Source organism: Rothia sp. HC945 (genome assembly GCF_051370785.1).
Classification (GTDB): domain Bacteria; phylum Actinomycetota; class Actinomycetes; order Actinomycetales; family Micrococcaceae; genus Rothia.
Genome location: NZ_JBFCSN010000001.1, coordinates 1,040,316 through 1,053,559 on the forward strand (window position 1 = coordinate 1,040,316; position 13,244 = coordinate 1,053,559).

Genomic DNA, 13,244 nt, shown 5'->3' on the forward strand with positions numbered 1-13,244 from the left:
GACTCGCTCCGATGACAACCGACACAGCCACGCCGCGTTTTCTTTCGCCGGGACAGCTCAGGCGACGAGGACGGTTCTTGTGCGAAGCAGGAAACGACAGGGTCAGAACCGATCTTAAAAGGGAGAAGGCTCCCCCACCGCGCGGGTGGGAGAGCCTTCGACCAGAGAATTCCGGAAGGAATTACTTGAGGGAGATGGTAGCGCCAGCGCCCTCGAGCTGCTCCTTGGCCTTCTCGGCGTCTTCCTTGGAAGCACCCTCGAGAACCGGCTTCGGAGCGCCGTCGACCAGGTCCTTGGCTTCCTTGAGGCCGAGGGAGGTCAGCGCACGAACTTCCTTGATGACGCCGATCTTCTTGTCGCCGGCCGACTCGAGCACAACGTCGAATTCGGTCTGCTCTTCAGCCTCATCAGCGCCTGCATCGCCACCGGCGGCCGGTGCAGCGGCAACGGCGGCGGGGGCAGCAGCGGTGACGTCGAAGGTCTCTTCGAAGGCCTTGACGAAGTCGGACAGCTCGATCAGGGACAGTTCCTTGAAAGCCTCGATGAGTTCTTCAGTGGTCAGCTTGGCCATGTGTTTGGCTCCTTCTTATGTCTTGTTGCAGAGGTTTCCTGCAACGGATCTTGGATTCTCCTGCCCCCAGGCTGAGGCGCAGGGCCAACGGGTTCCCGTTGATGACGTCCGAGGACGTCTTAGGCAGCGGATTCTCCACCCTGCTCCTCGACCTTCGTGCGCAGAGCCTCTGCGGTACGAGCAGTCTTGGACAGCGGTGCCTGGAACAGCGCGGCGGCCTTGGACAGGGTGCCCTTTGCGGCACCCGCAACCTTGGCCAGCAGCACCTCGCGAGATTCAAGATCCGCAAGCTTCTGGATGTCAGCTTCACCGAGAGTCTTACCCTCAAAGTAACCACTCTTGATGACCAGCTGGGGATTTTGCTTGGCGAAGTCACGCAGGCTCTTGGTCGCCTCGACCGGTTCCCCGGTGATGAAGGCGATTGCGGTGGGGCCGTTGAGGTCGTCGAAGTTCAGGCCCTCGACGCCGGCTTCCCTGGCCGCGATGGCGGTCAGCGTGTTCTTCACCACGGCATATTCAGCGTTCTCACCGAGCGAGCGACGAAGCTCTCCGAGCTTGCTCACGGTGAGACCACGATACTCAGTCAAAACAGCAGCGTCCGAGTTGGAGAAAAGCTCCCTCAACTCCGATACAGCGGCCGCCTTTTCCGGTGTCGCCATGGTACTCCTTCCGGTCTGATTGCCGGGCGCCCATGAGCCCACAAAAAATGCCCCGCGCAGATGGCGGGGCACAGCGAGATCTCGGCGCGCATTCGAATGCACGGAGTCCGATTGTGTCACGTTCACCTGCGCTGGCCGTTCCTTGCGGGAACTCTTATGGCGGATAAACACACCCGGGGGCGTGCAAAACCTACGACCGGCGGTCTTTGGTATTTCCAGTAAACCACACGTCCGGCGACGGAGCCACCCACACGGTCCCGATGGGACGCACATCACTGAGGTTGGGCGGTGGCACCTCCGCGTGCGTCAGCGGGGACGATCCGTTGCCCGGTTGCCGCGTCGAATTCGTGCACGTTCACCTCGTCGACGAGCACACAGGCACTCTCCCCGATCGCGGGCGGGTCGACCGGCTCACCGGAACGCACCGAGGGCAGCAGCGCCCGCAGGGCCCGCGTTTCGGACCCCGTATCGACGACGACGAGCGTCTGCTCGCCCAGGAACGATGATCCGACGACCGTGCCGTCGAAACGCAGAACCGACTCACTGCCCTGATCGGAACGTACCGCGGCAAGGTCCTGGACCAGACAGTTCTCCGGCCGGAACCCTCGCACGATCCCGTCCTCGCCGGGCACGAAATTCATGGAATGTCCGCCCAAGAATCCGGCGACGAATCGCGTCGCGGGCCTCTGCCAGAGCTCCTGGGGCGGGCCGATCTGTTCGAGGCGGCCGTCATTGAGGATCGTGACGGTGTCCCCGAGAGCGAAGGCTTCTTCCACCTGATGCGTCACGTACACCATGGTCAGCCCCTTCTCCCGTTGCACGGCACGCAGGTCCTCACGAATGTCGCGGGCCAACGCCTGGTCCAAATGCGCGAGCGGCTCGTCGAACAGGTACAGCCCGACGTCGCGAACGAGCGCGCGGGCAATACCGACGCGCTGCCGCTGGCCTCCGGACAATTGATTGATCCGCCGCGGACCCAAGTCCGGGATGTGCATCATCTCGAGGGCGTCCAACGCCGCGGCACGGCGCTCACGGTCGTTCCTGTACCGCGAGGCGCCTCCCCGGGCTGCCCTGAGTCGAAGCGGGAACAAGACGTTGTCCAGGACCGTGAGGTGGGGATAGAGCGGGGTGTCCTGAAACGCGACCGACGAATCACCCAGTCGCACCGGATTCCCGTCCAGGTGGACGGCGCCCGACGTCGGCGATTCGAGCCCCGCCGCAATCCTCAGCATGGTGGTCTTGCCCCCACCTGATGGCCCGAGCACCGTCATCAGCTGACCAGTACCGACGGTGAGGTCAAGCTCCCGCAGGACTGGCTCGCCACCGAACGATTTGCTGACTGCCTCGAAGACCAGACTCACAGCGGCTTCATCCCTTCGACGTGTGTGCACGCGAATCGCGGGGTTTCCTTACCCGTGGACACGCGCAAAGGCCCCGCACCGTCGCCAAGGACGGTGCGGGGCCTCCTGGTCGGCACGATCGTCAAGGTCTTCGTGACCGTTCCGATCGGATCCGGATTCCTACTTCTCGGCCACCGACGGGTCGACCGGGATGCCGGGGCCGAAGGTCGTGGCCACGGTGATCCTGGAGACGTAACGTCCCTTCGAGGCGGAGGGCTTCAGGCGCGCGATCTCCTCGATCGCCGCCTGGAAGTTCTCCTCGAGCTGGGCGGCGTCGAAGGAGGACTTGCCGATGATGAAGTGGAGGTTGGAGTTGCGGTCAACACGGAAGTCGATCTTGCCGCCCTTGATGTCGCCCACGGCCTTCACAACATCCATGGTCACCGTGCCGGTCTTCGGGTTCGGCATGAGGTTACGGGGACCCAGGACCTTGCCCAGGCGACCGACCTTGCCCATCATGTCCGGGGTGGCCACGGCGGCGTCGAAATCGACCCAGCCGTCGGCGACCTTGGCGATGAGCTCGTCCGAACCGACGTAGTCGGCGCCGGCTTCCTCAGCCGCGGTCGCCTTGTCGCCCTGGGCGAAGACGACGACGCGGGCGGTCTTGCCCGTGCCGTTCGGGAGGTTCACGGTGCCGCGAACCATCTGGTCGGCCTTGCGGGGATCGACCGAGAGGCGCAATGCGACCTCCACGGTGGCGTCGGCCTTGGACGAGTTGATCTCCTGGGCGAGGCGGATTGCCTCACCGACGCCGTAGAGCTTGTCCTGATCGATCTTCTCTGCGGCTGCCTGGTACGCTCTGCTGCGCTTTGCCATCTGCTTGTTTCTCCTTGTGCAGTTGTGGTCTGTCGGACCGCGCCGGCCCTGCCACTGGCCCGCTCATGTGGCGGACCCCCGCTGCGAGAGCGGGCTGAATGATTTATTGAATGAACGTCGAAAGATCCCGTGGGACTACTCGACGGTGATGCCCATCGAACGAGCGGTACCGGCAACGATCTTCGATGCTGCGTCCATGTCGTTGGCGTTGAGGTCGGGCATCTTGGTTTCGGCGATCTCACGGACCTGGTCCATGCTGATCTTGCCGACCTTGTTGGTGTGGGGAACTCCGGAGCCCTTGGCGACGCCGGCGGCCTTCTTGATGAGCTCGGCGGCCGGAGGGGTCTTGGTGATGAAGGTGAACGAGCGGTCCTCGTAGACCGTGATCTCGACGGGCACGACATTGCCACGCATGGATTCCGTGGCGGCGTTGTACGCCTTGCAGAATTCCATGATGTTGACGCCGTGCTGACCGAGGGCGGGACCAACCGGGGGCGCCGGGTTGGCGGCACCTGCCTGGATCTGCAGCTTGATGAGGCCTGCGACCTTTTTCTTGGGAGCCAATTGAGGTCCTTTTCTTCTGGGGCTGACCGACGCACAGGAGCGTACGACGGCGGGTGGTCACCGTGGCGCGGCGACCGCGCGTGAGCACGCCAAAGCGCACGAGCACACGCAAAATCTCAGTCTAGTCCCGCACGAATGGTTTTCTCCACTCAGGGGGAGCAATATCACTGCATCACGAACGAATGCGCGGTCACCGCTCGGGGGCGGGACCGCGCATTGCGTGCGAGAAGAAGGTGATCAGATCTTGGTGACCTGATTGAAGCCCAGGCTCACGGGAGTCTCGCGCTCGAAGAGCGAAACGAGAACCACGAGCTGCTGCGCTTCGGGCTTGATCTCGGAGATGGTCGCCGGGAGGGTCTCGAAGGGGCCTTCCTTGACGATGACCGATTCGCCCACCTCGAAGCCGACGTTGACCTGGGGAGCAACCTCGGCCGGGATCGGTTCGCCGGCGTCCTTGGCCGCTTCGGCCTGCTCGGCCTCGAAGACCGGCGCGAGCATGTCGACCACCTCGTCGAGCCGGAGCGGCACCGGGTTGTAAGCATCTTGGCCGACGAACCCGGTCACGCCGGGCGTGTGGCGCACGACGCCCCAGGACTCGTCCGTCAGGTTCATGCGGACCAGCACGTAACCGGGGATCCTCACGCGGCGCACGGTCTTGCGCTGGCCGTTCTTGATCTCCACGACTTCTTCCATGGGGACCTGGATCTCGAAGAGATCGTCCTCCATGTTCATCGACTGGGCACGGGTCTGCAGGTTCGTCCTGACGCGGTTCTCATAACCGGCGTACGTGTGGATCACGTACCAGTCGCCTTCCTGGCGACGGAGCTTTGAACGGAATTCCTGCATCGGGTCGACATCCGGGTCCCCTTCGGCCGATTCCGAGACCTGTTCGACGGTGTCGTCGAAGTCTCCGGATGCGTCCTCCGCGTTCTCCGAATCCTCCTGGGCGGAGGAAACCAACGCGGACTCTGTCTGTTCGAAGCCGGACTGGCTGGACTGCTCCGCGGCGTCGGCCTGCTCTGCCTGCTCGGGAGAGGTCTGATCGACCTGGTTCTCCTCGGCGGAGTTATCGAGTTCCTGCTCGGACACTGCGTTTCCTGCTTTCTTGGGGGTCTTCGCATCCCCGCAACCCATTGTCACGGCCGCGGGGCGGATTCGTCTGAATTCTCAGTTTAGCCCTGGGGGCCCTGCGGCTTCTGACCGAAGCCGCCGTCACCGAAGAGCCAGAAGGCTCCCTGCCCGAACAGGTAGTCAAGGCCGAAGATCAGCAACAGCATGAACGCGACGAAAACCAGGACGATGATCACGTAATTGAGGAGTTCCCGACGAGTCGGGCTGACGACTTTTTTCAGCTCGCCGATGACCTGTTTGAGGAAGAGGACAATCCGCCCGAAGAAGCCTCGCTTCTCGGTACTGGACTCCTGATCGGCGGCTCCCGCAGCAGCAGCTTTAGCCATTCGGTACCGCCCCTTTCTGACGTTATGGCTTGGACGTTGTACAACGTTGTCGACTATATGCCACGAATGGGTCTTCGTGAGGGGATGAATATGCAGGGCAGACAGGACTCGAACCTGCAACCTGCGGTTTTGGAGACCGCTGCGCTACCAATTGCGCCACTGCCCTTCGACGGTATACCGCCCTCAGCTCTTCAGGTACGTCGCTGGTGCCCTCGGGCATGAACGATCCTCGGTGGCGAGCACCGGAGTTCAACTTTAGCGACTTTGTCGAGTGCCCGCAATTCGCTGGGGCAGAGACGGGTTCCACGGACCCCGCCCACCGGGTCTCGAGCAAAGTTTCCGCCAGCATGTTCTGGGCATGTCCTCGGCACGGGACTGCGCATAGGATTGGGACAGCACCTTCGGGAACCCCCGGCGGAGCGCGATTTCGGAACCGTTCTCAACGAAAGTGAGCACCATGCCGTCTCAGGAGCGCATCTCGGCACGCATCGCAGCCATTGCCCCGTCCGCCACCTTGGCCGTGGATTCCAAAGCCAAGGCGCTCAAGGCCGAAGGGCGCCCCGTGATCGGTTTCGGCGCAGGAGAGCCCGATTTCGCGACGCCGACCCCCATTGTGGATGCGGCCCGCGAGGCACTGAACGACCCCGCCAACTTTCGGTACTCGCCGGCCGCCGGCCTGCCCGAGCTGCGCCAGGCCATTGCTGAGAAAACACAGCGGGATTCCGGATACTCTGTGGATCCTTCGCAGGTCATCGTGACAAATGGCGGCAAACAGGCCGTCTACGAGGCCTTCGCGACGGTCATCGACGAAGGCGACGACGTCCTCCTTCCGGCCCCCTATTGGACGACCTACCCCGAGGCCATCCGCCTGGCGGGCGGCAACCCGGTAGAAGTATTTGCCGGGTCCGAGCAAGGCTACAAGGTCACCGTCGATCAATTGGAGGCGGCATACACCGACCGGACCAAGGCGCTGATTTTCGTCTCACCATCCAACCCCACGGGAGCCGTGTACAGCCCGGAGGAGACTGCGGCCATCGGACGCTGGGCGGCTGACAAGGGGATCTTCGTGATCGCCGACGAGATTTACGAGCATCTGACCTACGACGGCGCCCCTTTCACCTCGATCGCCACCGCGGCCCCTGAGCTTGGGGAAAACATCATCATCCTGAACGGCGTCGCGAAGACCTACGCCATGACCGGATGGCGCGTGGGATGGTTGATCGGCCCTGGGGACGTCGTCAAGGCCGCGTCGAACCTGCAGTCGCACCTTTCGTCGAACGTCAACAACATCGCGCAAAGGGCGGCCCTGGCGGCCGTGACCCAACCGATGGACGCCGTCGACGAGATGAGGGCTGCCTTCGATCGGCGTCGCAGGACCATTGTCGAGGGACTCAACGCGATCGACGGAATCACCTGCCCCACCCCCCAGGGCGCGTTCTATGCCTACCCGGACATCACCGGTCTGCTCGGGTCGAACATCGCCGGACGCACGATTTCCTCGTCCGCGGACCTCGCGGACGTGATCCTGGACGAAGCCGAAGTGGCAGTGGTTCCGGGCGAAGCCTTCGGCCCTTCCGGATACCTCCGCCTCTCCTATGCACTGGCGGATGACGACCTCCGCACGGGCGTGGAGAGAATCCAGAAATTGCTGGCGACCGCGTCCCGCTGACGGATCGCGGCCCCGGGCCGATCCTCGGCCCGGGGCCGCGCCTTGCGGAACGAGGACAAAACCAACACAAACCCACACTGGGTCGATGGGGTGGCCCGAAAGCCCCTCGGGACTCCGGGGCAGACCTGCCGCTTTCACCCGATGTGGACATCCACAAGTTCCCAACTATTCGCTACACTGAGAGTCGTTGAATACTTCGACTCGTAGCGAGGGAGACACCCCATGAGAATCGGACTTCTGACCAGCGGCGGCGATTGCCCCGGGCTCAACGCGGTGATTCGTGGTGCGGTGCTCAATGGGGTCAAGACCTACGATGACGAATTCGTCGGTTTCCGCGACGGATGGCGTGGAGTCGTCGAGGGCGACATCATGGATCTGCCTCGAACGCGGGTTCGCGGGTTGGCCCGTACGGGCGGAACCATCTTGGGGACGTCGCGCACCAACCCCTTCGATGGGCCACAGGGTGGTCCGGAGAATATCTCCGTGATGCTCGAGCGCCACGCGATCGATGCGATCGTCGCGATCGGCGGCGAGGGAACGCTTGCGGGTGCCAAGAGACTCTCCGATGCGGGCCTCCCCGTGGTCGGCGTGCCCAAGACGATCGACAATGACCTCAACGCGACCGACTACACCTTCGGCTTCGATACGGCCGTTTCCATCGCGACCGACGCCATGGACCGGCTGCGGACCACAGGCGAATCCCACCACCGTTGCATGGTCGCGGAGGTCATGGGCCGCCACGTGGGGTGGATCGCGTTGCACTCCGGCATGTCCGCGGGTGCTCACGCCGTGCTGATTCCCGAGCAGAAAGTCCCCATGACCCAGGTCGCCGACTGGGTTCGCGAGGTCCACGAACGCGGGCGCTCTCCCCTGGTGGTCGTCGCGGAAGGATTCATCCCCGAGGGGCTCGACGAAGTCGTCCACGAAAAGGGCCTCGAGCAGGACGGCCGGCCCCGCCTCGGCGGAATCGGCGAATACGTGACCCACGAGATCGAGCGGATGACCGGCATCGAGGCCAGGAACACGACCCTGGGTCACATTCAGAGGGGCGGTGCACCGACCGGTTTCGACCGAGTGCTCGCCACGCGCATGGGCATGGCGGTCGTCGACCTGGTGCATGACCGCCAATGGGGCAAGATGGTCGGCCTGGACAGCACCGACATCACCCGCGTGGACTTCGAGCAAGCGTTGAGCGGCCTCAAGACGGTCCCCCAGGCGCGGTGGGACGAAGCCAAGGTGCTCTTCGGGCGGTGAACCCGACCGCTCCGGACGATCCGGCGTCCGGCCCGACCGAAAGGTCCCCCGCCGCACCGGCCGGTTCTCAGGGTTTCAGGAAGTCGTTCCTGTTGCGCCGCCCGACGGCCTGTCCCGCATCCGGGCTAACGACCACGGTTTGCGCGGCCGCGTACTCGACCACGGCGGGCTCGGGCGAGTCGTCCCCGGCGTCCTCCGCTGCCACGTGAGAGGTGTCGTCACGGACCACCAACTGCGCGTCCGGATCCACCGTCCGCTTGATCACCGCCAGGGCGATGGGGCCGGCCTCGTGGTGCAAAGCGGCGCTCGTGATTCGGCCCACGGCTCTTTTCCCGCCGACGGCGAAGACCTCGGAGCCTGGTTCGGGGAGCGTGTGCTCCGAACCGTCCAAGTCCAGGAACACGAGCCGCCGCGGTGGGTGCCCCAGATTGTGGACCCGAGCAATGGTCTCCTGCCCCTTGTAGCAGCCCTTCGACATGTGCACGGCGGTCCGCATCAGGTCGAGTTCGTGCGGGATCGTTCGAGCGTCGACCTCGGTGGCATAACGGGGCCGCCACGCCTCGATCCGCAACGGCTCCAGAGCCATGGTTCCTGCCCACTCAGGATGGAGCGATGCGAGATCCGCTCTCCGGACGAGAATCTCCCAGTACTGCCAGCCCTCGCCCGGATGCGGGCTCGTGCCGGCGTAAGTCGTGCCCCCGACGCCGATGTGGGGCCAGGGATCGTGCCACGCCACGGCCTCCGCGGGGACGCCTGCGTGTCCGCGCAGGTCGACCGTGGATCCGATGACGGCGACGTCGGCCGTCTCGTCCCTGACCTCGACCCTGAGCATGAAACGCATCGACTCGAGAAATTCGGCGAGGCCTTCGTTCTGACCGGCTTCGACGATGAGCCACACCTTGTTCCCGGACACGACGACGTGCGGCTGGTACTCGATGCGCCCTTGGGCGGACAGAAGCGTGGTCTCGGTGCTCGCCCCCACTGGAAGACCGTCAATGACCTGCGATGACAACGTGGTCAGCCAGCTGGCACGATCTTCTCCGGACACGGAGACGACGCCGCGGTGCGACAGATCGACGGCAACGGGCCGTTCGACGGTTGCCCGGGCGAGACTGCGTTGCTCGCGGATGGGATCCCCATAGTGCGCGGCGACGCCGCTGTCCTGGCCGCCGGCTTCGACGGCACCGTCCAATGTGAGCAGAGGTGAAGACCGCGTCATTCGGCCACATCCACTTTGCGCAAACGCGCCGATGCGTGCGAGCTCATCTGCTGGCCCGCTGCCGCCATGTCCCAGGCCCACATCAGTTCCCCATTCACCAGGCCGTACATGCGCGAGGCGGCGGTGTATTCCTTCGCGTTGGCGCCGCGCATCACGGCATCCGTGGCCATCTGGATCCGCGGGCCGTCGATGACTCCGACGTACAGTTCGCTCACCCCGCCCGGATGATTGATCGTTGCGAGGATGTCAAAGCCTTCGTCGTCATTCCGCATCTTCTCGACATCGGCCGCGGTTTGGAGGAGCGGCTTCTCCGCGCCGGGCAATAGCCCGGGGCCGGCGTCCTCTTCGCCCTGTTTGCGGTCCAACTGCCAGAAACCGGTCTCCACGCTGATCTGGCGGGTCCGGTTGCCCTGCTCGTCCAACAGGTAGGACTCGGCACGGTACTCGAGGTATGGCAGGCCGTTGTGGGAGAAGTCGACGATCTGCCCGAACTGCCTCTCTTCTTCGTCGGCGTAGCCGAGGACTCCGACACCCTCCCAGTGGCCGAGCAGCCACGCGAAGGGCACAAGTTCTGGGGTCAGATCCGTGGGGATTTCAATAGCCATACACCCATCTTAAACGCCAAAAGCCCGAGCATCCATGCCCGGGCCATTGACTACGCTGAGTGCTTTACTTCTGGCCTCGGAAGAGCCCACCGACCACGAGCGCGGCGCAACCCAGAATGGACAACGATGCCAGCCCCAACAACGTGAGGAACAGGATTTCGAGTGCAATGATCATGGCATCCAAGTTATCACGCGATCGATGAGCAACGTGCCCGCGTACCCCAGGATCCCCAAGAATGCGACCGGTGTGACGCCGAGTGTCATGGCCCCGCGCCGCAATCCGCCCTCGGGCCCCGCAGCGATCATTCGCGCTCCCACGATGCCGATGCACAGGGCAAGGATCGCGCCGGCGCCCCAGACGCTGGCGCCCGTCTCGGTGCGATGGTGGACCAATGCCATTCCTACCCATCCCGAGGCGCTCACGGCAGTAAAAACGCCCACGGCTCCGCTGATCGTGGACTCGAGCCGAGCGGCGGCTCCCTCTCCCCGGACCAATTCAGCCAGAAATATCACGACGACGCCGACGGCCACGACCGCTGGCAACAGAGTCAACAGTTTGCCCGTCGGCGCAAGGTAGACCAGTGCGCAACCTGCCCAGCCGCAGAGCGCAAAGATCGCGCTGTGCGCAAGAACGTTCTTGCTTCCTCGCAACTCGGCGATTCCGGAAGCAGCGGGCCACCCCCACGCGATGAGGGCGACCAGCAGAACCGTCGCCACCAAGGAGACCATGGGCGAGAGAACCGCCCCGACCAGGGAAGCAACGAGGACGATCAGGCTCGACAACGCCACGAGCCAATAGCGTTGCCTTCCTTCCGTCCCCACGGTGCGCAGTGCGTGGGTTCCGGTCGGCACGTCGCTGGGAGCCACAGATCCTCCAGGGTCGTTCATGAGTGGGACGGAGCATGAGCCCCCGCCAGGGCGTTTGCCCATCGTCTGCGCCCAGTCTATCCGTGGGGTGGGACGCGGCAACGAAATGTAGCATGCCGCCCGGCCGGCAATCTGGCCTTATACTGTCGATCACGTGGCAACGGAGCCTCCCCATGTCCCGGACCGTTTCGCAGGAACGGAACCGGGAACGTTCAGAAAGCTCCCGGATCCGCGCGTCCGGAACGAGTGAAACCTCCGGAAGGGACGACGCCGATGGTCAAGATCCTCATGCTGAGCGACGCCGCGAGCTCGCCCGACGACGTCGTCCCCGCGCTTGCCCTGTTGCCGCACGAGGCGGAGGTCCGCCCTCTGGCCGCGTCGCCCGCTGAAATCGCCTCCCGGTCCCCGGAGCTGCTTCTCGTGGATGGCACCGGGGCCTTGGTGAACGCCCGGAATACCGTCCAGATGCTCGGTGGAAACGACCTGGAGACCCCCATGGTCATGGTCCTCACCGAAGGAGGCTTGGCCGCGGTTTCACCCCACTGGCTGGTGGACGACATCCTGCTGGAATCGGCGGGGCCGGCCGAGGTCGAGGCACGCATCAGGCTCGCAGCGGCAGGTTCCCAGGCGCCTGCCGCGCAGGAAGACGTCATCAGGTGTGGGGACGTCATCGTGGACGAAGCCACCTACTCGGCGCGGGCCGGCCAGCACACGCTCAACCTCACCTACAAGGAATTCGAGCTCCTCAAATTCATGGCCCAGAATCCTCGCCGCGTGTTCACCCGGGCGCAGCTTCTCTCCGAGGTCTGGGGATACGACTACTACGGGGGAACGAGAACCGTGGACGTCCACATCCGTCGTCTGCGTGCGAAATTGGGCCCTGACCACGATCAGCTGATCACGACGGTGCGCAACGTGGGATACAGCTTCACCGAAACCCGGTCGACGCCGGAGGAGTGACCACCTGCGGCGCCAGCCGATCCTGGTCAGAAAATGTTCGTCCACATTTCTCCGTGGGCAGCACGCTTCGCGAGGCCGGTCCCGGCGCCGGCTTGTAGAGTGGAGAAAGACACGGTGGTGCCACGGCACCGCCGACCAGCAAGCAAACCGGAATGGGCAGGTACGCGGTGACTTCAGCGCTCGGAAATGCGGCTTCTCGATACTCCTTGGACAGCACACGTCCGGACTCGGACCTGGTCGGTCAGATCGAGAATCTGGCCCAGCGCGTACATTCGACCGACGGCGCCCAGCCCTTGTCCGAGCAAACCTTGGTCCAACTCCGGCGGGCGGGCGGGCAGAGCGACCACACATCCGCAGCACCCCTGGTCATTACGGCGTTCGAGGGCGAGACCCTCGTCGCCGCCGCGGTCGCGACCGCGCCCGAAGACGCGGACTCCACCGGAACCGTCGAGGGCATGGTGGACCCGAAGCACCGGGGCTCCGGACTGGGGCGTGCCGTCGCCGAGGTCCTCCTGGGCGAGAGCGGCCTGGGAGAACAGGTCAACGACTATCGCGTATGGATCCACGGTTCGGGCGTGGCCGGTCGCTCGCGGGAGTATTCGGCCCCGATGGCCGCGATATCCCTGGCCAACAGCTTCGGCTACGTCCCGGTGCGCGAACTGTGGAAAATGCGGCTGGACCTCACTGCCAAGGCCCGCCAGAGTATCCGGGAGCTTGCTGACAAGCACGCCCCCGAACCACCCGTCCACGTCCGGACGTTCCAGGATTCCGACGCGGAGGCATGGGTCGACCTCAATTCCCGGGCCTTCGCCGACCACCCTGAGCAGGGACAGCTGGGCATCGAGGACCTCCGCGCCCGACAGAAGGACTCCTGGTTCAGACCGGAAGGCTTCTTCCTGGCCGAAACGGAACAGGACTCCAGCGGCAAGCCGGCGTTGCTCGGTTTCCACTGGACCAAGATCGAGGACACTGACCAGGGCTCCCGAGAAGGGGAGGTCTACGCCGTCGGTGTCTCGCCGGACGCGCAGGGAACCGGGCTGGGCCGAGCTCTGACCCTCATCGGCATGGACTACTTGGCCCGCTTCGGTGAGGACGATTCCGCCGAGGACCCCTTGGACGCGATCGTTCTTTACGTGGATGCGGACAACACGGCCGCGGTCGGCCTGTACGAGTCCTTGGGGTTCCGTCCGTGGGACGTGGACA

The 13,244-nt window shown here is 64.4% G+C and carries 13 protein-coding genes, 1 tRNA gene and 1 pseudogene; 4 read left to right on the plus strand and 11 right to left on the minus strand.

Annotated elements, in window-relative coordinates:
- Window positions 1-181 precede the first annotated feature (181 nt).
- The 8 genes from rplL to AB0Y14_RS04565 all read right to left on the minus strand — a co-directional run bounded on the left by rplL (window position 182) and on the right by AB0Y14_RS04565 (window position 5,633).
- Window positions 182-571 carry a 50S ribosomal protein L7/L12 gene (gene rplL / locus AB0Y14_RS04530; RefSeq protein WP_436588024.1) on the minus strand — a complete coding sequence of 130 codons (390 nt, stop codon included), beginning with the start codon at window positions 569-571 and terminating at the stop codon, window positions 182-184.
- Between the two features lie 119 nt (window positions 572-690).
- Complete coding sequence (gene rplJ / locus AB0Y14_RS04535; protein ID WP_436588025.1) at window positions 691-1,230, minus strand: 50S ribosomal protein L10; 540 nt, start codon at window positions 1,228-1,230, stop codon at window positions 691-693.
- A 272-nt stretch (window positions 1,231-1,502) separates the two neighbouring features.
- Complete coding sequence (locus AB0Y14_RS04540) at window positions 1,503-2,621, minus strand: ABC transporter ATP-binding protein (protein ID WP_436588026.1); 1,119 nt, start codon at window positions 2,619-2,621, stop codon at window positions 1,503-1,505.
- A 129-nt stretch (window positions 2,622-2,750) separates the two neighbouring features.
- Window positions 2,751-3,446: a 50S ribosomal protein L1 gene (rplA, locus tag AB0Y14_RS04545; protein ID WP_436588027.1), complete on the minus strand. Its 696-nt coding sequence runs from the start codon at window positions 3,444-3,446 to the stop codon at window positions 2,751-2,753.
- 135 nt (window positions 3,447-3,581) lie between these two features.
- Window positions 3,582-4,010 carry a 50S ribosomal protein L11 gene (rplK, locus tag AB0Y14_RS04550; RefSeq protein ID WP_129313862.1) on the minus strand — a complete coding sequence of 143 codons (429 nt, stop codon included), beginning with the start codon at window positions 4,008-4,010 and terminating at the stop codon, window positions 3,582-3,584.
- Between the two features lie 237 nt (window positions 4,011-4,247).
- Window positions 4,248-5,099, minus strand: a complete 852-nt coding sequence (gene nusG / locus AB0Y14_RS04555) for a transcription termination/antitermination protein NusG (RefSeq protein ID WP_436588028.1) — start codon at window positions 5,097-5,099, stop codon at window positions 4,248-4,250.
- An 83-nt stretch (window positions 5,100-5,182) separates the two neighbouring features.
- A complete protein-coding gene (gene secE, locus AB0Y14_RS04560) occupies window positions 5,183-5,467 on the minus strand; it encodes a preprotein translocase subunit SecE (protein ID WP_129313861.1) in 285 nt (94 codons plus the stop codon).
- A gap of 93 nt (window positions 5,468-5,560) precedes the next feature.
- A tRNA-Trp gene (locus AB0Y14_RS04565) sits at window positions 5,561-5,633 on the minus strand.
- Between the two features lie 291 nt (window positions 5,634-5,924).
- Here AB0Y14_RS04565 and AB0Y14_RS04570 point away from each other — a divergent pair.
- Window positions 5,925-7,136, plus strand: coding sequence for a pyridoxal phosphate-dependent aminotransferase (locus AB0Y14_RS04570; RefSeq protein ID WP_436588029.1), 1,212 nt, complete (start codon window positions 5,925-5,927; stop codon window positions 7,134-7,136).
- Window positions 7,137-7,358: 222 nt separating this feature from the next.
- Window positions 7,359-8,390 carry a 6-phosphofructokinase gene (locus AB0Y14_RS04575; protein ID WP_436588030.1) on the plus strand — a complete coding sequence of 344 codons (1,032 nt, stop codon included), beginning with the start codon at window positions 7,359-7,361 and terminating at the stop codon, window positions 8,388-8,390.
- Between the two features lie 67 nt (window positions 8,391-8,457).
- Here the strand turns inward: AB0Y14_RS04575 and ygfZ are convergent, their stop codons facing one another.
- The 3 genes from ygfZ to AB0Y14_RS04590 form a co-directional block, all read right to left on the minus strand.
- Window positions 8,458-9,609 carry a CAF17-like 4Fe-4S cluster assembly/insertion protein YgfZ gene (gene ygfZ / locus AB0Y14_RS04580; RefSeq protein WP_436588031.1) on the minus strand — a complete coding sequence of 384 codons (1,152 nt, stop codon included), beginning with the start codon at window positions 9,607-9,609 and terminating at the stop codon, window positions 8,458-8,460.
- Window positions 9,606-10,214 (minus strand): FABP family protein, encoded by a 609-nt coding sequence (locus AB0Y14_RS04585; protein WP_436588032.1) that lies wholly within the window; start codon window positions 10,212-10,214, stop codon window positions 9,606-9,608. Before AB0Y14_RS04585 ends, ygfZ begins: the two co-directional genes overlap by 4 nt.
- A 171-nt stretch (window positions 10,215-10,385) precedes the next feature.
- Window positions 10,386-11,081, minus strand: a complete 696-nt coding sequence (locus AB0Y14_RS04590; protein ID WP_436588033.1) for a hypothetical protein — start codon at window positions 11,079-11,081, stop codon at window positions 10,386-10,388.
- Between the two features lie 273 nt (window positions 11,082-11,354).
- Here AB0Y14_RS04590 and AB0Y14_RS04595 point away from each other — a divergent pair, with 273 nt between their 5' ends.
- A complete protein-coding gene (locus tag AB0Y14_RS04595) occupies window positions 11,355-12,041 on the plus strand; it encodes a winged helix-turn-helix domain-containing protein (protein WP_436588825.1) in 687 nt (228 codons plus the stop codon).
- Between the two features lie 152 nt (window positions 12,042-12,193).
- A pseudogene (mshD, locus tag AB0Y14_RS04600) lies at window positions 12,194-13,240 on the plus strand (mycothiol synthase); the annotation flags it as partial.
- Window positions 13,241-13,244: the final 4 nt, after the last annotated feature.

Excerpts from the sequence above, each read along its gene's own strand:
- rplL (WP_436588024.1), bottom strand. The coding sequence starts at position 571 with ATGGCCAAGCTGACCACTGAAGAACTCATCGAGGCTTTCAAGGAACTG.
- rplJ (WP_436588025.1), bottom strand. The coding sequence starts at position 1,230 with ATGGCGACACCGGAAAAGGCGGCCGCTGTATCGGAGTTGAGGGAGCTT.
- rplA (WP_436588027.1), bottom strand. The coding sequence starts at position 3,446 with ATGGCAAAGCGCAGCAGAGCGTACCAGGCAGCCGCAGAGAAGATCGAT.
- secE (WP_129313861.1), bottom strand. The coding sequence starts at position 5,467 with ATGGCTAAAGCTGCTGCTGCGGGAGCCGCCGATCAGGAGTCCAGTACC.
- AB0Y14_RS04570 (WP_436588029.1), top strand. The coding sequence starts at position 5,925 with ATGCCGTCTCAGGAGCGCATCTCGGCACGCATCGCAGCCATTGCCCCG.
- AB0Y14_RS04575 (WP_436588030.1), top strand. The coding sequence starts at position 7,359 with ATGAGAATCGGACTTCTGACCAGCGGCGGCGATTGCCCCGGGCTCAAC.
- ygfZ (WP_436588031.1), bottom strand. The coding sequence starts at position 9,609 with ATGACGCGGTCTTCACCTCTGCTCACATTGGACGGTGCCGTCGAAGCC.
- AB0Y14_RS04585 (WP_436588032.1), bottom strand. The coding sequence starts at position 10,214 with ATGGCTATTGAAATCCCCACGGATCTGACCCCAGAACTTGTGCCCTTC.
- AB0Y14_RS04595 (WP_436588825.1), top strand. The coding sequence starts at position 11,355 with ATGGTCAAGATCCTCATGCTGAGCGACGCCGCGAGCTCGCCCGACGAC.